Below are 19325 nucleotides of genomic sequence, written 5' to 3' on the forward strand. Positions count from 1 at the left end.
CTGAATGTAAAAAAATGGTTAAGACTATTATCAGGTCAGACCACTTTATTTTTGCGAAAATTTTTTACAGGGGAGTGTTATGAGTCAGGCATTACCGCTTATTACCCGTCAGGGCGATCGCATTGCCATAGTCAGTGGATTGCGCACGCCATTTGCGCGTCAGGCAACGGCGTTTCATGGCATACCGGCAGTCGACCTGGGGAAAATGGTAGTGGGGGAGATGCTGGCTCGCAGCGAAATTCCGCCTGAGGTCATTGAACAGCTGGTATTTGGTCAGGTTGTGCAGATGCCTGAAGCCCCCAATATTGCGCGTGAAATCGTCCTCGGTACCGGGATGAACGTGCATACCGATGCCTACAGCGTCAGCCGCGCCTGCGCAACCAGCTTCCAGGCCGTGGCTAACGTCGCCGAAAGCCTGATGGCGGGCACGATTCGCGCCGGGATTGCGGGTGGGGCGGACTCCTCTTCGGTGCTGCCGATTGGGGTCAGTAAAAAACTGGCGCGCATCCTGGTGGATGCCAATAAAGCCCGCACGACGGGTCAGAAACTCAAACTCTTCTCGCGTTTACGCCTGCGCGACCTCATGCCTGTACCACCTGCCGTAGCGGAATACTCCACCGGCCTGCGGATGGGCGATACCGCCGAGCAGATGGCAAAAACGTACGGCATTACGCGTGAGCAACAGGATGCCCTGGCGCATCGTTCACATCAGCTTGCGGCAAAAGCCTGGTCGGAAGGCAAGCTGGCCGACGAGGTCATGACCGCCTATATTCCCCCCTACCGTGAACCGCTTGTGGAAGATAACAATATTCGCGGCACCTCAACGCTGGCGGATTACGCCAAACTGCGCCCGGCGTTTGACCGCAAACACGGCACGGTGACGGCGGCGAACAGCACGCCGCTGACGGATGGCGCAGCCGCCGTGATCCTGATGACCGAATCCCGCGCGAAGGAGCTGGGCATCACTCCTCTGGGCTATCTACGCAGCTATGCCTTCACCGCCATTGATGTCTGGCAGGACATGCTGTTAGGTCCGGCGTGGTCCACGCCGCTGGCGCTGGAGCGCGCGGGGCTGACGCTGGCTGATTTAACCCTGATTGATATGCACGAAGCGTTTGCCGCGCAAACTCTGGCAAACGTACAGCTGCTGGCAAGCGAGCGTTTCGCGCGCGATGTGCTGGGCCGCGCTCATGCCACTGGCGAAGTGGATCAGAGTAAATTCAACGTGCTGGGCGGCTCTATCGCCTACGGTCATCCGTTTGCCGCCACGGGGGCGAGGATGATCACGCAAACATTACATGAACTACGTCGCCGCGGCGGCGGGTTTGGCCTCGTTACCGCCTGTGCGGCGGGTGGCCTTGGCGCAGCAATGGTTCTGGAGGCTGAATAATGGATATGCCATCTGCATTTAATCTGACGGTTCGCCTCGATAACGTGGCCGTTATCACTATTGATGTGCCTGATGAAAAGATGAATACCCTGAAGGCCGAATTTGGTGTTCAGGTGCGCGCGATGCTAAAGCAGATCCGCGACAACAAAGCGATTCGTGGTCTGGTCTTTATCTCTGCCAAGCCGGATAACTTTATCGCCGGCGCGGATATCAACATGATCGCCCGGACGCAAAGCGCTCTGGAAGCCGAAGAGCTGGCGCGTCAGGGCCAGCAGGTCATGGCTGAGATCAACGGTTTGCCGATCCCGGTCATTGCCGCGATCCACGGTGCCTGCCTGGGCGGTGGGCTTGAACTGGCGCTGGCCTGTCACAGCCGGATTTGCACCGACGATGCGAAAACGATTCTGGGCCTGCCGGAAGTGCAGCTGGGCCTGCTGCCTGGCTCCGGCGGAACGCAACGGCTGCCGCGTCTGGTGGGCGTCAGCACGGCGCTGGAGATGATCTTAACCGGTAAACAGCTGCGCGCCCGTCAGGCGCTGAAAGCCGGTCTGGTCGATGACGTCGTGCCGCAGTCCATTTTGCTGGAGGCCGCCGTTGAGCTTGCGCTGAAAGGGCGTCAGGCAAAACGTCCTCTGCCGGTACGTGAGCGCGTGCTGGCCGGCCCGCTGGGAAGAACGCTCCTGTTCAACATGGTGGGCAAAAAGACCGAACAAAAAACCAAAGGCAATTACCCGGCGGCAAAGCGGATCCTGGAAGTGATCGAAACCGGGCTGTCGCAGGGCAGCAGCAGCGGCTATGCCGCGGAGGCCAAAGCCTTTGGCGAACTGGCGATGACGCCGCAGTCACAGGCGCTGCGCAGCATCTTCTTCGCCAGCACGGACGTGAAAAAAGATCCGGGCAGCGAGGCGCAACCTGCGCCGCTGCGTGCCATTGGCGTACTGGGTGGGGGGCTCATGGGCGGCGGAATCTCTTTTGTTACCGCCAGCAAAGGCAAATTGCCTGTACGAATCAAAGACATTAATCCTAAGGGGATCAACCACGCGCTGCAGTACAGCTGGCAGAACCTTGATCAAAAGGTCAAGCGCCGCCATATCAAGGCAAGCGAGCGTGATAAAACCCTGGCGATGATCTCCGGTACGACGGATTACAGCGGTTTTGCGCACCGCGATCTGGTGATTGAAGCCGTGTTTGAAGATCTGGCGCTTAAGCAGCAGATGGTGGCAGACGTTGAGCAACATTGCGCCCCGCATACCATTTTTGCCTCCAATACGTCGTCATTGCCGATTGGCGATATCGCGGCGAAAGCCGCGCGTCCGGAGCAGGTGATTGGGCTGCACTTCTTTAGCCCGGTCGAAAAAATGCCGCTGGTGGAAGTTATTCCGCACGCGACAACCAGTCCGCAAACCATTGCCACCGTGGTGAAGCTGGCGAAAAAACAGGGCAAAACCCCGATTGTGGTAGCGGACAAAGCTGGCTTCTACGTCAACCGCATTCTGGCTCCCTACATTAATGAAGCAATGCGGTTGCTGACGGAAGGCGAGAAGATTGAGCACGTCGACGAGGCGCTGGTAAAGTTTGGTTTCCCCGTTGGCCCAATCCAACTTTTGGATGAGGTGGGAATAGACACTGGCACTAAAATTATACCAGTGCTGGAAGCCGCATATGGCGATCGTTTTAGCCCACCAGCAAACATTGTTTCTGCGATTTTGAAGGACGATCGCAAAGGCAGAAAAAATGAACGCGGTTTCTATCTTTACGGCGCGAAAGGGCGTAAAAGCAAGAAACAGGTCGACCCTTCGGTATATGGACTCATTTCGACCACAGGTCAGGGAAAACTGTCCGCCGTTCAGTGCGCTGAGCGCTGCGTGATGATGATGCTCAATGAAGCGGCGCGCTGCTTTAATGAGCAGGTGATCAAGAGTGCACGCGATGGTGACATCGGCGCGGTATTTGGCATTGGTTTCCCGCCGTTCCTTGGCGGCCCGTTCCGTTACATGGATACGCTCGGCGCGGGTGAAGTGGTTGCTATTCTGCAACGTCTGGCTTCGCAATATGGTCCACGGTTTACACCGTGTGACGAATTATTGCAGATGGCGGAACGCGGCCAGACATTTTGGCCTGCAAGGGAAACTGTCCTCGTAAGCTGAGGTCAAAGAAGGGTAAATCCTGAAGTGAATGGACCTGTTCTGGCGATTTTGTAAACAGAGATTGACTATACTTACGCCATTGAGGTAAAAAACAGCGTTTCATTCACCGAATGGATCAGGCACAATGCCCGGCCATCGGGTTTTCTACCTCGTAGCATTTATCGCGGGTAGTTAACGCCGGTGATTCTGGTTAACAAAAGCGGTGCAATATGCAAGTTTTTATCATGCGTCACGGCGACGCGGCACTCGATGCCGCCAGTGACTCAGTACGTCCTTTGACCGTCTGTGGCTGCGACGAATCTCGTCTGATGGCGACCTGGCTTAACGGTCAAAAAGTGGACATCGAACGCGTTCTGGTGAGTCCGTTCCTGCGTGCAGAACAGACGCTGGATGTGGTAGGGGAGTGTATGAACCTGCCATCCAGTGTGGATGTTCTCCCTGAACTCACCCCATGTGGCGATGTAGGCCTTGTCAGCGCTTATCTTCAGGCGCTGTGCAATGAAGGTGTCGCTTCCGCGCTGGTCATTTCCCACCTGCCACTGGTTGGCTATCTGGTATCTGAGCTGTGTCCGGGCGAGACACCGCCGATGTTCACGACATCCGCCATTGCCAATGTTTCTCTCGACGAAACGGGCAAAGGTGTCTTCAACTGGCAAATGAGTCCGTGCAACCTGAAGATGGCAAAAGCGATCTGACGTGACGTGCGATATGGCGGGGCGCAATGTGCTTCCCGCCATTCTGTCAGGGCAACTCTGGCGGCTGCCACTCTTCCACTTCAATCAACACCAGCAACGCGGCATCTCCGCCGTACTCTTTCGGTGCCTGATGAAAAGCCATGACGTGTGGATGCTGAGCCAGCCACAGCGGCGTCTGTTGTTTAAGGATATGTTTACCGTGGCCGTGCATCACGCAGGCGCAAAAAACATGTTCACGGCGACAGGCGGCGATCAACGCCCCCAGCTCCTGTTTCGCCTGCATCTGCGTTAAACCGTGCAGATCGAGAAACAGCTCCGGTGAATAATCCCCGCGGCGTAATTTTTTCAGCTCAAAATGGCTGACGTCTTCGCGTACATACTTCACAGCCCCCTGCGTATTGAGCAGAGGCTGAAATTCATCTGAAAAATAGTGGCTGTTATCGGCCTGCTCCTGCAGCAGGCGTTTGACCGGTACTTCGCTGATTTTTTTACGCAGCGGGCGATGGACGATGGTGTCCTGCGTGATTTTACGCGTCCCGGTCATCAGCTGACGGAAGAGCGCCTGATCCTCCTCGCTGAGCGATGTTTTCTTTTTCATTCGTCATTCTCATCTCGTATTTCCGACAGTGTACCCGACTAAACGCATTTTTTAACCTCAAGCGCGACGCGTCATTGCTGATTTATCGCCGTCTTCATGGCAAACTAGCCGCCGAAAATTATGCGAGCATGCCCTGGAGGAAAGAGTGGATAAAATATTTGTCGATGAAGCAGTAAACGAGCTGCATACCATACAGGACATGTTGCGCTGGTCGGTTAGCCGCTTCAGCGCCGCCAATATCTGGTACGGTCACGGTACCGATAACCCGTGGGATGAAGCCGTGCAGCTGGTGCTGCCGTCCCTCTACCTGCCGCTGGATATCCCGGAAGACATGCGCACCGCGCGCCTGACCTCCAGCGAAAAACACCGCATCGTTGAGCGCGTGATCCGCCGCGTGAATGAGCGCATTCCGGTCGCCTACCTGACCAACAAAGCCTGGTTCTGCGGCCACGAGTTCTATGTCGATGAACGCGTGCTGGTGCCGCGCTCACCGATTGGCGAGCTGATCAACAACCACTTTGAAGGTCTGATCGGCCATCAGCCGCAGCACATTCTGGATATGTGTACCGGCAGCGGCTGCATCGCGATTGCCTGCGCGTACGCCTTCCCGGAAGCGGAAGTGGACGCCGTCGATATCTCCACCGACGCGCTGGCCGTGACCGAACACAACATCGAAGAGCACGGCCTGATCCATCACGTTACGCCAATTCGCTCCGACCTGTTCCGCGATCTGCCGACGCTGCAGTACGATCTGATCGTCACCAACCCGCCGTACGTCGATGCGGAAGACATGTCCGATCTGCCGAACGAATACCGTCACGAGCCGGAGCTGGGTCTGGCGTCAGGCTCTGACGGCCTGAAGTTGACGCGCCGCATTCTGGCCTGCGCGCCGGATTACCTGACCGACGACGGCGTTCTGATTTGTGAAGTGGGTAACAGCATGGTACATCTGATAGAGCAGTACCCGGATGTGCCGTTCACCTGGCTTGAGTTCGACAACGGCGGTGACGGCGTCTTTATGCTGACCAAAGCGCAGCTGCTCGACGCGCGCGAACACTTCAGCATCTATAAAGATTAATCCAGCGGGCTTCGGCCCGTTTCACAACGCTCAAACACTAACAACAACATCGGAGCCGTGATGGCAGGAAACAGTATTGGACAGTTATTCCGCGTGACCACCTTTGGCGAGTCACACGGGCTGGCGCTGGGCTGTATCGTTGATGGCGTACCGCCAGGCATCGAACTGACCGAAGCCGATTTACAGCACGACCTCGACCGCCGTCGTCCGGGCACCTCGCGCTACACCACGCAGCGTCGCGAGCCGGACCAGGTCAAAATTCTCTCCGGCGTCTTTGAAGGTCGCACCACCGGGACCAGCATCGGTCTGCTGATCGAAAACACCGATCAGCGCTCCCAGGACTACGGCGCCATCAAAGACGTCTTCCGTCCGGGCCACGCTGACTACACCTACGAACAAAAGTACGGCTTCCGCGACTATCGCGGCGGCGGGCGTTCTTCCGCGCGTGAAACCGCGATGCGCGTGGCGGCAGGGGCAATTGCTAAGAAATACCTGCAGCAGAAATTTGGCATCGTCATTCGCGGCTGCCTGACCCAGATGGGCGACATTCCGCTGGCGATCAAAGACTGGGATCAGGTTGAGCAAAACCCGTTCTTCTGCGCCGATGCCGACAAGCTTGAGGCGCTGGATGAACTGATGCGTGGCCTGAAAAAAGAGGGCGACTCCATTGGCGCGAAAGTGACCGTGGTGGCCGACGGCGTCCCGGCTGGCTGGGGCGAGCCGGTATTTGACCGTCTCGACGCTGACATTGCCCACGCGCTGATGAGCATCAACGCGGTGAAGGGCGTAGAGATTGGCGACGGCTTTGACGTGGTTCAGCTTCGCGGCAGTCAGAACCGTGACGAAATCACGAAGGCGGGCTTCCAGAGCAACCATGCGGGCGGCATCCTGGGCGGTATCAGCAGCGGGCAGCAGATTGTTGCCAACATCGCGCTGAAGCCGACCTCCAGCATCACCGTGCCGGGCCACACGATTAACCGCGATGGCGAAGAAGTTGAGATGATCACCAAAGGACGTCACGATCCGTGCGTGGGGATCCGCGCGGTGCCGATCGCAGAAGCGATGCTGGCGATCGTGCTGATGGATCACTTCCTGCGCCAGCGCGCGCAGAATGCGGATGTGACGACCACCATTCCACGCTGGTAAACATGAAAAAAACCGCAATTGCTCTGCTGGCGCTGCTTGCCAGTGGAGCCAGTCTGGCCGCGACGCCATGGCAAAAAATCACCCACCCGGTGGCGGGAAGCGCGCAGTCCATTGGCGCCTTTTCCAACGGCTGTATCGTCGGTGCCCAGGAGCTTCCTCTCCAGTCTGATACCTATCAGGTGATGCGCACCGATCAGCGTCGTTATTTCGGCCACCCGGATCTGGTGCTGTTCATCCAGCGTCTGGGAAACCAGGTGCATAACCTTGGGCTGGGCACGATGCTGATTGGCGATATGGGAATGCCTGCCGGCGGTCGTTTTAACGGTGGGCACGCCAGCCACCAGACCGGACTGGATGTTGATATCTTCCTGCAGCTGCCGAAAGCGCGCTGGACCTCCGCCCAGCTGCTGAAACCGCAGGCGCTGGATCTGGTGGCGAGCGACGGTAAGCGCGTTGTGCCATCACTCTGGACGCGAGATGTTTCCAGCATGATCAAGCTGGCGGCTGAAGATAACGATGTCACGCGGATTTTCGTCAACCCTGCCATCAAGCAGCAGCTCTGCCTGGATGCCGGAACCGATCGCGACTGGTTGCGCAAAGTGCGCCCGTGGTTCCAGCATCGTGCGCACATGCACGTTCGTCTGCGCTGTCCGGCGAATAGCCTGGAATGTGAAGATCAGCCGCTACCACCGCCAGGCGATGGCTGCGGTGCGGAACTGCAAAGCTGGTTTGAACCGGCAAAACCTGGAACCTCTAAGCCTGAGAAGAAGACACCGCCTCCGTTGCCGCCTTCCTGCCAGGCGCTACTGGATGAGCATGTACTTTAATGGATAATTTCGTCGATATGTTTATGGTGTCACCGCTGCTGCTGGTGGTGCTGTTCTTTGTGGCCATGCTGGCCGGTTTTATCGACGCGCTCGCGGGCGGCGGCGGGTTGTTAACCGTGCCCGCTCTGCTGGCGGCGGGCATGAGCCCGGCGCAGGCGCTTGCCACCAATAAGCTTCAGGCCTGCGGCGGCTCGCTCTCGGCGTCGCTCTATTTTATCCGCCGTAAGGTGGTGAGCCTGGCCGATCAGAAGCTCAATATCCTGATGACCTTTATCGGCTCCACGTCGGGCGCGCTGCTGGTTCAGCACGTGCAGTCCGATATTTTGCGCCAGATCCTGCCGATTCTGGTCATCTGCATCGGGCTTTACTTCCTGCTGATGCCAAAGCTCGGTGAAGAAGACCGCCAGCGTCGCCTGTACGGCCTGCCGTTTGCCCTGATTGCCGGTGGCAGCGTGGGTTTTTACGACGGTTTCTTCGGGCCGGGGGCGGGTTCATTTTATGCGCTGGCGTTCGTGACGCTGGCCGGGTTTAACCTCGCCAAATCCACCGCCCATGCCAAAGTGCTCAACGCGACCTCAAACGTCGGCGGTCTGCTGCTGTTTATCATCGGCGGTAAGGTCATCTGGGCAACCGGATTTGTGATGATGGCAGGGCAGTTCCTGGGCGCGCGCGCGGGCTCGCGACTGGTGTTAAGCAAAGGACAAAAACTTATTCGCCCGATGATCGTCATCGTCTCGGCCGTAATGAGCGCCAAACTTCTTTATGACAGCCATGGACAGGAGATCCTCACCTGGTTGGGGATGCACTAATGAACAGTACGCATAAATACGAACAGCTGATTGAGATTTTCGACGGCTGTTTTGCTGACGATTTTAATACCCGTCTGATTAAAGGCGACGACGAACCGATCTATCTTCCTGCTGATGAAGAGGTTCCGTATAACCGCATCGTCTTTGCCCACGGCTTTTATGCCAGCGGTTTGCACGAGATTTCGCACTGGTGCATTGCGGGGAAAGCGCGGCGCGAGCTGGTGGACTTCGGTTACTGGTACTGCCCCGACGGACGTGATGCCGCCACTCAGGGCCAGTTTGAAGATGTGGAAGTGAAGCCGCAGGCGCTGGAATGGCTATTCTGCGTCGCGGCGGGTTTCCCGTTCAACGTCAGCTGTGACAACCTCGAAGGCGACTTCGAGCCGGACCGTATCGTCTTCCAGCGCCGCGTTCACGCGCAGGTGATGGAATATCTTGAGAAAGGCATCCCGGAACGTCCGGCACGCCTGATCGAGGCCTTACAGAATTATTACCACACGCCGGTTATCACGGCGGAATGCTTCCCTTGGCCGGAAGATCTTTAACAGAGGAAAGAAGATGATCGCAGAATTTGAATCACGCATTCTGGCGTTAATTGATGACATGGTGGAACACGCCAGTGATGATGAGCTGTTCGCCAGCGGTTATCTGCGTGGTCACCTGACGCTCGCGGTAGCCGAGCTGGAAGCGGGGGACGATCACTCTGCCGACGCCGTTCACGCTGAAGTCACTCGCAGCCTGGAAAAAGCCATTCTGGCCGGGGAGCTCTCTCCGCGCGACCAGTCGCTGGTGCTGGGCATGTGGGACACTTTGTTCCAGCAGGCTAAAGCGAAGTAAGTGTTTCCTCCCCTCTCCCTGTGGGAGAGGGTTAGGGTGAGGGCACCAGACCGCACCCTACTTGACCTTCTTCCCCTTCAGCAGTTTCCGTACCCACAATCTATTCGGATTCAGCCCTGCAAGCGTAACCCTGTCCAGCGGAATCGGCTCGTCGCTCATTTGCGCGGCTAACACTTCTGCCAGCAGCGGTGCGGAACACAGCCCGCGAGACCCTAATCCACCCAGCATATACAGCTCAGGATAAACCGGCGCGCTTACCGCGTTATCCCGGTTATCAGCAAGATCCTGATAGGCCTCAAGCGTCGCGTCGTAGTCAGGCACATTTCCCGCCATCGGCAGATGATCGCGGGTGGCACAGCGCACGCCGCAGCGCGCGTTACCCTCGCTGACGTCAACCTCTTTCGCCCACGCCGCATCCGGGAAACAGTCAATCAGGCGCTGGCGGTTCTGCGCCTGATCCGCGTCGCTGTAGCGCATATCCGCTTCGCCACGATGGTAGCTGGCCCCGATGCAGTGATGGCCGTTAGACGGATTTTGCGGCGTAAGATAGCCGTCATAGCACAGCACCTGACGCAGTTTGCTCAGTTCAGGCGCGGAAGGAATATGGCTTACCTGGCCGCCGACCGGATAAACCGGCAACGTCTCTGTCTGGATAAACTGGCTGATGTTATGCCCGTTTGCCAGCACAACGCTGGCATGGCTCGCTTCTTTGCCATCAGCAAAACGCAGATTCCAGCGTTCTGTCCGGCTCAACGATTCAACCTTGTGAGCATAATGCGCCGTCAGCCCGCGCGACTGCGCCAGGGCAATGACCGCCGCGGTCAGTTCAGCCGGACACAGCCAGCCGCCGAGCGGATACTGAATGCCCCCACAGCCGGTTTCAACGCCAGCGGTGTCTGCCACCTCTTGCGCACTTACCGCACGGGCAATCTCGTCAGGCAGACCCAGCGACAGCATCTGCGTGATTTTTTGCTGGCTCTTTTCATCCCAGCCGAGCTGCGTCACGCCGCACCAGTCATGGTCGAACGCCACCGGCAGGGCGTCGTACAGGCGACGGGCGAAGGTAAATGCCGCCGGGAAAAACCGGAACAGGGCCGGGTCGTGCGCGCTTAAAAGCGGATAAAGCGCCCCCTGGCGGTTGCCGGAGGCGCCGCTTGCTGGCGCGTCGTCAGCACAGTAGAGCGTGACCTGCCAGCCGCGGTGGAGAAGCGCGAGGGACAGCAGGGCGCTGGCAATCCCCCCGCCGACTATCGCCACCTCACGTGATGCGCTGGCGCGGCGCGCAAACCAGGGCGCCTGTGCGGGGACGTCCAGCGTCTGCTCCATTCTGCCGACCAGCATGTTGCGCTTGCGGCCAAAGCCTTTGGTTTTCTGCATGGTAAAGCCCGCCTCCTGGAGTCCGCGGCGGACGAAGCCTGCCGAGGTGAAGGTGGCAAGCGTTGCGCCCGGGCGCGCCAGCCGCGCCATCGCGCTAAACAGATGCTGGCTCCACATGTCCGGGTTTTTGGCGGGGGCAAAGCCGTCAAGGAACCACGCGTCCACCGTCTGATTCATCGAATCGTCGAGCGTATCGGTCAGGTCATTGATGTCGCCAAGCCATAAATCCAGCGTCACGCGTCCGCCGTCCAGAATCAGACGATGGCAGCCGCCGATGTGGGGCGGCCACTGCGCCTGAAGCTGCTCCGCCCAGGCTGCAAGCTCTGGCCAGCGCTGATGAGCGAGCCGCAGATCGTGCGCGGTGAGCGGGAATTTTTCAAAACTGATGAAATGTAATCTTTGTAGCGTAGCCTCAGGGTGGGCAGCGTGAAACTGGTCAAACGCCTGCCAGAGGGTCAGAAAATTGAGCCCGGTGCCGAATCCGCTTTCCGCGACCACAAACAGGCTCCGCGGATGCTCCGGGAAGCGGGTGCTGAGCTGGTTTCCGTCGAGGAAAACATAGCGAGTTTCTTCGAGTCCGTTATCATTAGAAAAATAGACGTCATCAAAATCTCGGGAAACAGGTGTACCCTCAGCGTTGAATTCGAGGTTGGCGGGTTGTATAGCGTTTTGTTTCACGTAAGTTACTCGTCTGACAGGCAGTGGCACGATCTTAACGATGTGAGTCCATCGGTGCAAATTTCCGCAGAAAATGTCTGATCGGACTTGTTCGGCGTACAAGTGTACGCTATTGTGCGACTCGAAACTTACTATAGTGCGACTTACAGAGGTATTGAATGAAACGTGCAGTGATTACTGGCCTGGGCATTGTTTCCAGCATCGGTAATAACCAGCAGGAAGTCCTGGCATCTCTGCGTGAAGGACGCTCCGGGATCACTTTCTCTGAAGAGTTTAAAGATTCAGGTATGCGTAGCCACGTATGGGGTAACGTCAAACTGGACACCACCGGTTTGATTGACCGCAAAGTGGTTCGTTTCATGAACGATGCCTCTATTTATGCTTATCTCTCCATGCAGGAAGCGATCAAAGATTCCGGCCTGAGTGAAGAGGTTTATCAGAACAACCCGCGCGTGGGTCTGATCGCCGGCTCCGGCGGCTCATCAAAAGCGCAGGTATTCGGCGCTGACGCAATGCGTAGCCCGCGTGGTCTGAAAGCAGTAGGTCCGTACGTGGTCACCAAAGCCATGGGTTCTGCGGTTTCCGCGTGCCTCGCGACCCCATTCAAAATCCACGGTGTGAACTACTCCATCAGCTCCGCGTGTGCGACTTCCGCGCACTGTATCGGTAATGCTGTTGAGCAGATCCAGCTGGGTAAACAGGACATCGTATTTGCTGGCGGCGGCGAAGAGCTGGGCTGGGAAATGGCCTGTGAATTCGACGCGATGGGCGCACTGTCCACCAAGTACAATGAAACCCCGGATAAAGCCTCCCGTACCTATGATGCGCACCGTGACGGTTTCGTTATCGCGGGCGGCGGCGGTATGGTTGTGGTTGAAGAGCTGGAGCATGCTCTGGCACGTGGCGCGCACATCTATGCTGAAATCGTGGGCTACGGTGCAACGTCTGACGGCGCCGACATGGTTGCGCCATCCGGCGAAGGCGCGGTGCGCTGCATGAAGATGGCGATGCACGGTGTTGACACCCCAATCGACTACCTGAACTCCCACGGTACCTCTACTCCGGTAGGCGACGTGAAAGAGCTGGGTGCGATCCGTGAAGTCTTCGGCGACAACAGCCCGGCGATCTCCGCGACCAAAGCCATGACCGGTCATTCTCTGGGTGCGGCTGGCGTGCAGGAAGCGATCTACTCTCTGCTGATGCTGGAAAACGGCTTTATCGCGCCAAGCATCAACATTGATGAGATGGACGAGCAGGCTGCTGGCCTGAACATCGTGACCAAACCAATGGACGCGACGCTGACCACCGTCATGTCAAACAGCTTCGGCTTTGGCGGCACCAACGCCACGCTGGTTATGCGTAAGCTGAAAGCATAAGTTTTACGTTTGATTCCGGAAGGGAGCCATAAGGCTCCCTTTTTTTATGCATTGACAAGCGGCTGATCTCACAGGCAAACTTCACCCCTCAACATTATCCTCACGATAATGCGTAAGCGTTTAACGTCAACCAACGCACCTTAATCCTGATTATCAGGTAGAGGGGGCGTGGCATTTCCCCGCCTTACTCTTCATTTCGGAGTAAAGCATGACTGCAGTAACTCAAACAGAAACAACCCCTTCAGCGAACGTCTCGCTGTTCCGTATCGCTTTCGCGGTATTTCTGACCTATATGACCGTTGGCCTGCCGCTGCCGGTGATCCCGCTGTTCGTTCATCAGGAGCTGGGCTATGGCAACACCATGGTCGGCATTGCCGTGGGCATTCAGTTTTTAGCCACGGTATTGACCCGCGGTTACGCCGGACGGCTGGCGGATCAGCACGGTGCAAAACGTTCGGCGTTACAGGGGATGTTTGCCTGTGGTCTGGCGGGCGGCGCATGGCTGCTGGCTGCTCTCCTGCCCGTAGACGCCGCGTATAAATTTGCGCTGCTGGTGCTGGGCCGTTTAATCCTTGGCTTTGGTGAAAGCCAGCTGCTGACCGGTACCCTGACCTGGGGAATGGGGCTGGTGGGGCCGGCACGCTCCGGCAAGGTGATGTCCTGGAACGGCATGGCCATCTATGGCGCGCTGGCCGCAGGCGCACCGCTTGGGCTGCTGATTAATAGCCAGTTTGGATTTGCGGCGCTGGCCGCAACCACGATGGTTTTACCCCTGCTGGCGTGGGCGTTTAACGGCTCGGTGCGTAAGGTGCCCGCGCACAAAGGCGAGCGGCCTTCTCTGTGGAGCGTGGTCGGCCAGATCTGGCAGCCGGGTCTTGGCCTGGCGCTGCAGGGCGTGGGTTTTGCGGTGATTGGTACCTTCGTCTCGCTCTATTTTATGAGCCGCGGCTGGGCGATGGCCGGTTTTACGCTTACCGCGTTTGGCGGCGCGTTTGTGCTGATGCGCGTGCTTTTCGGCTGGATGCCGGATCGCTTCGGCGGCGTGAAGGTCGCGGTAGCGTCGCTGATGATAGAGACCGTGGGTCTGCTGCTGCTGTGGAATGCACCCGTGGCATCCGTTGCGCTGCTCGGCGCGGCGCTGACCGGGTGCGGCTGTTCACTGATCTTCCCGGCGCTGGGCGTTGAAGTGGTGAAGCGCGTGGCCCCACAGGTGCGCGGTACGGCGCTGGGCGGCTATGCGGCGTTTCAGGATATCTCATACGGGGTAACCGGGCCGCTGGCCGGGGTGTTAGCCACCTCGTTTGGTTATCCGTCCGTCTTTCTGGCCGGTGCGGTTTCTGCGGTGGTGGGGATCGTGGTGACGCTGGTGGCATTTCGCAGATCGTAGTTTTTGCCCGGTGGCGCTTCGCTTATCGGGCCTACAACCGCACTAGCCGTAGGCCGGGTAAGGCGAAGCCGCCACCCGGCAGTGTTAAGCAACCAGCCAGAAAATCGCCAGCGCAATCAGTAGCGCAATAAACATCAATCCCGGACGCGCAGAGAGCGTTCTGAACGTCTCGACGACTGGCGCAAACAGCGGGCTGTAGATCGGCTGAATGTTTCTCACCTCCGGCACGCCGCCTTCGCGCTCGGCGCGGCGAACGAAGATTTGATTGAGCAGATCCTGCACCTGCGCGGTGGTCAGTACCGTTTGCGGCGTGGCCTGCCAGTTTTGCTGGGCGTAATCCCGGATGACTTCAAACTCGTGCGGCTCAAGCGGCTGCTTCAGTGCCGCCTGGACGGTATGCAGGGTAGGGGCATTCTGGGTGCTGAGCGTCTGGCGCGCCTGGAGCCAGGTTACCAGATGAGTAAACTGTTTGGCCGGGATTAACTCACCCGCCTTCACGCCGGACAGCTCCAGCATGGATTGCCAGATAAGCTTCGTCGGTTCGCCGGTGGCCGCAGCCAGCTTTGTCACCATCTGCTTGAGCGTGTTGTGCTCGGCGGGCAGCAGCGGACGCTCGGTCGCCGGGCGCACCTGAGGCTGCGGAATCGACAGCTCGTTGTTCTGCAGCAGGGTCAGCACGGTTTTGAGCTGGTCGGGCGTCAGCTGCCCCAGCGCGGTCTGACCATACTGCTGGCGAATAAAATCGCTCACCGCCTGCCGGTTATTGCCCTGGCCCAGCAGCTCCGTCAGCTGAGCGACAATCTGGCGCGTGGTGTGGTTCTGCTGCGCGGTATTAATACGCTGGTTCAGGTTTTGCTCGGCCGCAGGGAAATGGCGCGACTGCAGCGGTGCGTCGTTCCTCACGCCTAAATCATGCTTTACCCCGGCCCAGACTTCCGCATTTTGCTGTGAAGTCAGCGCAATCAGGCGCGTGATCAGTCGCTCCAGCACGGTGCGCTGTTGCGTGGATAGCGGTTGTTCACCGGCAACGTTTGGCGTGACGGGGCCTTCACCCGGAGGGCGTGGCGGCGTACCTGAAATGGGCTGCATCGTCAAAAATCCTTAAAGTCAAAACTCAGCGTAAACCAGGCATACATATATGCCTGGCGGCCAGATTATGGCACACTTGGCAGGTTTTCTTCCTCTCAAACAGGTACTCAGACGTGAAAATCCTCGTTGATGAAAATATGCCTTACGCCCGTGAGCTGTTTAGCCGCCTGGGTAACGTTAAGGCTGTCCCTGGTCGCCCGATCCCGGTCAACGAACTGGATGACGCAGACGCGCTGATGGTGCGCTCGGTGACTAAAGTAAATGAGGCGTTGCTCGCCGGTAAAGCGATTAAGTTTGTCGGAACCGCAACGGCAGGGACCGATCATGTGGATGATAAATGGCTGAAGCAGGCCGGAATCGGTTTTTCCGCCGCGCCGGGCTGCAACGCCATCGCCGTTGTGGAATACGTTTTCTCCTCCCTGCTGATGCTGGCCGAGCGCGACGGTTTTGCGCTAAAAGACCGCACCGTGGGGATTATTGGGGTGGGTAAAGTCGGCGGGCGCCTGCAAAAGCGCCTGGAAGCGTTAGGGATCCGCACGCTGCTGTGCGATCCGCCGCGTAAAGACAACGGCGATGACGGGGATTTCCGCTCGCTGGATGAGCTGGTTGAACAGTGTGACGTGCTGACTTTCCACACGCCGCTGTTTAAAGAGGGGCCGTATAAGTCACTGCATCTTGCTGACGAGGCGCTGATCCGTCGTCTGAAGGCTGGCACTATTCTGATAAATGCCTGCCGTGGTCCGGTCGTCGATAACGCCGCGCTGCTGACATGTCTGAATGAAGGACAACACCTCAGCGTGGTGCTGGACGTCTGGGAGCCGGAGCCGGATCTCAACGTTGAGCTGCTTAGCAAGGTGGACGTGGGCACGGCGCATATCGCCGGTTATACCCTCGAGGGGAAAGCGCGCGGTACGACGCAGGTCTTCGAGGCCTACAGCGCTTTTATCGGCCATCCGCAGCAGGTAGCGCTCGATACCTTACTCCCCGCGCCTGAATTTGGCCGCATTACCCTGAACGGCCCGCTCGATCAGGCAACGCTGAAAAGGCTGGTGCATTTGGTGTATGATGTGCGCCGCGATGATGCGCTGCTGCGTAAAGTGGCGGGGATCCCGGGTGAGTTTGATAAGCTGCGCAAGAACTACGTTGAGCGCCGCGAGTGGTCTTCCCTGTATGTGATGTGCGACGACGCGTCGGCGGCGACGCTGCTGCATAAGCTGGGATTTAACGCCGTTCATCACCCGGCGCATTAATGTCTTCTTAATGCTCCCTGTCGGATACTCCGACAGGGACGCTTTTTTATTTCTGGAGTAAACCACCATGTCTGAAGGCTGGAACATTGCCATTTTAGGTGCCACGGGTGCCGTGGGCGAAGCCCTGCTCGAAACCCTTGCTGAGCGTCAGTTCCCGGTGGGCGATATCTATGCGCTGGCCCGTACCGACAGCGCAGGTGAGCATCTGCGTTTTAACGGTAAATCCGTCATGGTCCAGGACGCGGCCGCGTTCGACTGGACGCAGGCGCAGCTGGCGTTTTTTGCTGCGGGCGCTGAAGCGACTGCTGCGTACGTTGAAGAGGCGACTAACGCTGGCTGCCTGGTGATCGACCTGAGCGGTCTGTTCTCAATGGAGCCGGATGTGCCGCTGGTGGTGCCGGACGTGAACCCGTTTGTGCTGGCTGACTACCGCAACCGTAACGTTATTGCGGTTCCGAACAGCCTGACCAGCCAGCTGCTGACCGCGCTGAAACCGCTGATCGACGACGGCGGCCTGTCGCGCATTACCGTCACCAGCCTGCTGTCGGCGTCCGCGAACGGTAAAAAGGCCGTTGACGCGCTGGCCGGGCAGAGCGCGAAGCTGCTGAACGGTATCCCGATTGACGAAGATGATTTCTTTGGCCGCCAGCTCGCGTTCAACATGCTGCCGCTGCTGCCGGACCGCGAGGGCTCCGTGCGCGAAGAGCGTCGTATCGTCGATGAAGTGCGCAAAATTTTGCAGGACGATGGCCTGATGATCTCCGCGAACGTCGTGCAGTCCCCGGTCTTCTACGGCCACGCGCAGATGGTCGGCTTTGAAGCCCTCCGTCCGCTGGCGGCAGAAGAGGCGCGCGACGCGTTTGGCCGCGGTGAAGACATCGTGCTCTCTGAAGAGAGCGAGTTCCCGACGCAGGTTGGTGATGCCACGGGCAGCGCGCATCTTTCCGTTGGCTGTGTGCGTAACGATTACGGCATGCCGGAACAGGTTCAGTTCTGGTCCGTTGCCGATAACGTTCGCTTCGGCGGCGCGCTGATGGCGGTCAAAATCGCTGAAAAACTGGTGCAGGAGTACCTGTACTGATGTCAGACGTGGAACAAAAGCCGGTCCATAGAATAGCCCTCGGAATTGAGTACGATGGCAGTAAATATTATGGCTGGCAGCGTCAGAACGAGGTGCGCAGCGTCCAGGAGAAGCTGGAAAAAGCGCTCTCTCAGGTGGCAAACGAGCCGATTAACGTCCTGTGCGCGGGACGTACGGACGCGGGAGTTCACGGCACGGGGCAGGTGGTTCACTTTGAAACCACCGCCGTGCGTAAGGATGCCGCCTGGACGCTGGGTGTAAATGCGAATTTGCCTGGTGACATTGCGGTGCGCTGGGTAAAAGCTGTGCCGGATGATTTTCACGCGCGCTTCAGCGCCACGGCGCGTCGCTACCGTTATGTCATCTACAACCAGCGCCTGCGTCCGGCGGTGTTAAGCCAGGGCGTGACGCATTTTTATGAACCGCTTGATGCGGAACGTATGCATCGCGCGGCGCAGTGTCTGATTGGTGAAAATGACTTTACGTCGTTTCGTGCGGTGCAGTGTCAGTCCCGCACGCCGTGGCGCAACGTCATGCACATAAACGTCAGCCGTTTTGGCGCGTATGTGGTGGTGGATATCAAAGCCAATGCCTTTGTACATCATATGGTTAGGAATATTGTGGGCAGCCTGATGGAAGTGGGTGCCGGACACCAGCCGGAGAGCTGGATTGCAGACCTGCTGGCAGCGAAGGACAGAACGCTTGCGGCAGCCACGGCGAAAGCGGAAGGATTGTATCTGGTCTCAGTAGACTATCCGGATCGATTTGACCTGCCGAAACCGCCAATGGGCCCGCTATTTTTAGCGGACTAAACAAAGGTGCAATTAGGGCTTAGACAATATGGACGTAATTCGTTTTCTGATTGATTTCATTCTGCATATTGATGTTCACCTTGCGGAGCTGGTCGCGCAGTATGGCGTCTGGGTTTACGCCATTCTGTTCCTCATTCTGTTTTGTGAAACCGGTCTGGTCGTTACCCCATTCCTGCCGGGGGATTCACTGCTGTTCGTTGCCGGGGCGCTATCGGCGTTGCCCACTAACGATCTGAACGTGCATCTTATGGTTGTGCTGATGGTGATTGCCGCCATTGTCGGTGATGCGGTCAACTATACGATTGGACGGGTGTTCGGTGAGCGGCTGTTCAGCAATCCTGATTCGAAAATTTTCCGTCGCAGCTATTTAGACAAAACCCATGCGTTTTATGAACGCCATGGCGGAAAAACCATTATCCTTGCGCGTTTTGTGCCTATTGTGCGCACATTTGCACCGTTTGTGGCGGGAATGGGGCATATGTCCTATCGTCATTTTGCGGCATACAACGTGGTTGGCGCACTGCTGTGGGTACTGCTGTTTACCTACGCAGGCTATCTGTTTGGCGATCTTCCGGTGGTGCAGGAAAACCTTAAGTTACTGATTGTAGCGATTATTGTGCTTTCCGTACTGCCGGGCGTTATCGAAATCATTCGTCACAAACGTGCGGCGGCAAAACAAGCGAAGTAAATGCACGCTGGCGGTTCGACCACTTTTTTATCCAAAGTTTCGGGCTGTTATGTTTTAATG

18 protein-coding genes are annotated in these 19325 nt (G+C 57.8%); 15 read left to right on the plus strand and 3 right to left on the minus strand.

The features are described 5' to 3' along the window. Positions 1-79: 79 nt before the first annotated feature. From fadI to sixA, 3 genes are all read left to right on the plus strand, one after another. Positions 80-1390 carry an acetyl-CoA C-acyltransferase FadI gene (fadI, locus tag BJ885_RS10460; RefSeq protein ID WP_085841638.1) on the plus strand — a complete coding sequence of 437 codons (1311 nt, stop codon included), beginning with the start codon at positions 80-82 and terminating at the stop codon, positions 1388-1390. Further along, positions 1390-3537, plus strand: a complete 2148-nt coding sequence (fadJ, locus tag BJ885_RS10465) for a fatty acid oxidation complex subunit alpha FadJ (protein ID WP_121931891.1) — start codon at positions 1390-1392, stop codon at positions 3535-3537. The genes fadI and fadJ overlap by 1 nt, the downstream gene beginning before the upstream one ends. 209 nt (positions 3538-3746) lie before the next feature. Next, positions 3747-4232, plus strand: coding sequence for a phosphohistidine phosphatase SixA (sixA, locus tag BJ885_RS10470; protein ID WP_045330962.1), 486 nt, complete (start codon positions 3747-3749; stop codon positions 4230-4232). A 46-nt stretch (positions 4233-4278) separates the two neighbouring features. Here the strand turns inward: sixA and smrB are convergent, their stop codons facing one another. Then, positions 4279-4830 (minus strand): endonuclease SmrB, encoded by a 552-nt coding sequence (smrB, locus tag BJ885_RS10475; RefSeq protein WP_033146105.1) that lies wholly within the window; start codon positions 4828-4830, stop codon positions 4279-4281. A 145-nt stretch (positions 4831-4975) separates the two neighbouring features. Between smrB and prmB the strand changes: the two genes are divergently transcribed. From prmB to BJ885_RS10505, 6 genes are read left to right on the plus strand one after another with little or no spacing between them, the layout of a single operon-like run. Further along, on the plus strand, positions 4976-5908 hold the full coding sequence (gene prmB, locus BJ885_RS10480; RefSeq protein WP_008502612.1) for a 50S ribosomal protein L3 N(5)-glutamine methyltransferase: 933 nt from the start codon (positions 4976-4978) through the stop codon (positions 5906-5908). 60 nt (positions 5909-5968) lie between these two features. After that, positions 5969-7054 (plus strand): chorismate synthase, encoded by a 1086-nt coding sequence (gene aroC, locus BJ885_RS10485; protein ID WP_029742149.1) that lies wholly within the window; start codon positions 5969-5971, stop codon positions 7052-7054. Between the two features lie 2 nt (positions 7055-7056). Beyond that, complete coding sequence (gene mepA, locus BJ885_RS10490) at positions 7057-7881, plus strand: penicillin-insensitive murein endopeptidase (protein WP_023312576.1); 825 nt, start codon at positions 7057-7059, stop codon at positions 7879-7881. Further along, the gene (locus BJ885_RS10495; protein WP_121931892.1) at positions 7881-8690 is read left to right on the plus strand and encodes a sulfite exporter TauE/SafE family protein; all 810 of its coding nucleotides are present in this window, start codon (positions 7881-7883) and stop codon (positions 8688-8690) included. Before mepA ends, BJ885_RS10495 begins: the two co-directional genes overlap by 1 nt. Continuing rightward, entirely contained in the window at positions 8690-9235 is a 546-nt protein-coding gene (locus tag BJ885_RS10500; protein ID WP_029740205.1) for an elongation factor P hydroxylase, read from the plus strand. The genes BJ885_RS10495 and BJ885_RS10500 overlap by 1 nt, the downstream gene beginning before the upstream one ends. 13 nt (positions 9236-9248) lie before the next feature. Beyond that, entirely contained in the window at positions 9249-9527 is a 279-nt protein-coding gene (locus BJ885_RS10505) for a YfcL family protein (RefSeq protein ID WP_029740204.1), read from the plus strand. 57 nt (positions 9528-9584) lie between these two features. Here the strand turns inward: BJ885_RS10505 and mnmC are convergent, their stop codons facing one another. After that, positions 9585-11582, minus strand: a complete 1998-nt coding sequence (gene mnmC / locus BJ885_RS10510; RefSeq protein WP_121931893.1) for a bifunctional tRNA (5-methylaminomethyl-2-thiouridine)(34)-methyltransferase MnmD/FAD-dependent 5-carboxymethylaminomethyl-2-thiouridine(34) oxidoreductase MnmC — start codon at positions 11580-11582, stop codon at positions 9585-9587. Positions 11583-11740: 158 nt separating this feature from the next. Between mnmC and fabB the strand changes: the two genes are divergently transcribed. Then, positions 11741-12958, plus strand: a complete 1218-nt coding sequence (fabB, locus tag BJ885_RS10515; protein WP_023312571.1) for a beta-ketoacyl-ACP synthase I — start codon at positions 11741-11743, stop codon at positions 12956-12958. 208 nt (positions 12959-13166) lie between these two features. Continuing rightward, positions 13167-14345, plus strand: a complete 1179-nt coding sequence (locus tag BJ885_RS10520; RefSeq protein WP_121931894.1) for an MFS transporter — start codon at positions 13167-13169, stop codon at positions 14343-14345. A gap of 84 nt (positions 14346-14429) precedes the next feature. Here the strand turns inward: BJ885_RS10520 and flk are convergent, their stop codons facing one another. Further along, on the minus strand, positions 14430-15434 hold the full coding sequence (gene flk, locus BJ885_RS10525) for a flagella biosynthesis regulator Flk (RefSeq protein WP_029740201.1): 1005 nt from the start codon (positions 15432-15434) through the stop codon (positions 14430-14432). A 113-nt stretch (positions 15435-15547) separates the two neighbouring features. Here flk and pdxB point away from each other — a divergent pair, with 113 nt between their 5' ends. From pdxB to BJ885_RS10545, 4 genes are all read left to right on the plus strand, one after another. After that, positions 15548-16684: a 4-phosphoerythronate dehydrogenase PdxB gene (pdxB, locus tag BJ885_RS10530; protein ID WP_121931895.1), complete on the plus strand. Its 1137-nt coding sequence runs from the start codon at positions 15548-15550 to the stop codon at positions 16682-16684. A 67-nt stretch (positions 16685-16751) separates the two neighbouring features. After that, entirely contained in the window at positions 16752-17765 is a 1014-nt protein-coding gene (locus tag BJ885_RS10535) for an aspartate-semialdehyde dehydrogenase (RefSeq protein ID WP_039263237.1), read from the plus strand. Continuing rightward, on the plus strand, positions 17765-18577 hold the full coding sequence (gene truA / locus BJ885_RS10540) for a tRNA pseudouridine(38-40) synthase TruA (protein ID WP_023312566.1): 813 nt from the start codon (positions 17765-17767) through the stop codon (positions 18575-18577). Before BJ885_RS10535 ends, truA begins: the two co-directional genes overlap by 1 nt. A 28-nt stretch (positions 18578-18605) precedes the next feature. Continuing rightward, positions 18606-19265 carry a DedA family protein gene (locus BJ885_RS10545; RefSeq protein WP_039263236.1) on the plus strand — a complete coding sequence of 220 codons (660 nt, stop codon included), beginning with the start codon at positions 18606-18608 and terminating at the stop codon, positions 19263-19265. Positions 19266-19325 lie beyond the last annotated feature (60 nt).

Origin of the sequence: Enterobacter sp. WP_7_1, from assembly GCF_003688535.1 — a bacterium.
Lineage (GTDB): Bacteria > Pseudomonadota > Gammaproteobacteria > Enterobacterales > Enterobacteriaceae > Enterobacter > Enterobacter asburiae.

Bases quoted from the DNA above. Each gene is read 5' to 3' on its own strand.
- fadI (WP_085841638.1), top strand. From the start codon at position 80: ATGAGTCAGGCATTACCGCTTATTACCCGTCAGGGCGATCGCATTGCC.
- fadJ (WP_121931891.1), top strand. From the start codon at position 1,390: ATGGATATGCCATCTGCATTTAATCTGACGGTTCGCCTCGATAACGTG.
- sixA (WP_045330962.1), top strand. From the start codon at position 3,747: ATGCAAGTTTTTATCATGCGTCACGGCGACGCGGCACTCGATGCCGCC.
- smrB (WP_033146105.1), bottom strand. From the start codon at position 4,830: ATGAAAAAGAAAACATCGCTCAGCGAGGAGGATCAGGCGCTCTTCCGT.
- aroC (WP_029742149.1), top strand. From the start codon at position 5,969: ATGGCAGGAAACAGTATTGGACAGTTATTCCGCGTGACCACCTTTGGC.
- mepA (WP_023312576.1), top strand. From the start codon at position 7,057: ATGAAAAAAACCGCAATTGCTCTGCTGGCGCTGCTTGCCAGTGGAGCC.
- BJ885_RS10495 (WP_121931892.1), top strand. From the start codon at position 7,881: ATGGATAATTTCGTCGATATGTTTATGGTGTCACCGCTGCTGCTGGTG.
- BJ885_RS10500 (WP_029740205.1), top strand. From the start codon at position 8,690: ATGAACAGTACGCATAAATACGAACAGCTGATTGAGATTTTCGACGGC.
- BJ885_RS10505 (WP_029740204.1), top strand. From the start codon at position 9,249: ATGATCGCAGAATTTGAATCACGCATTCTGGCGTTAATTGATGACATG.
- fabB (WP_023312571.1), top strand. From the start codon at position 11,741: ATGAAACGTGCAGTGATTACTGGCCTGGGCATTGTTTCCAGCATCGGT.
- BJ885_RS10520 (WP_121931894.1), top strand. From the start codon at position 13,167: ATGACTGCAGTAACTCAAACAGAAACAACCCCTTCAGCGAACGTCTCG.
- flk (WP_029740201.1), bottom strand. From the start codon at position 15,434: ATGCAGCCCATTTCAGGTACGCCGCCACGCCCTCCGGGTGAAGGCCCC.
- BJ885_RS10535 (WP_039263237.1), top strand. From the start codon at position 16,752: ATGTCTGAAGGCTGGAACATTGCCATTTTAGGTGCCACGGGTGCCGTG.
- truA (WP_023312566.1), top strand. From the start codon at position 17,765: ATGTCAGACGTGGAACAAAAGCCGGTCCATAGAATAGCCCTCGGAATT.
- BJ885_RS10545 (WP_039263236.1), top strand. From the start codon at position 18,606: ATGGACGTAATTCGTTTTCTGATTGATTTCATTCTGCATATTGATGTT.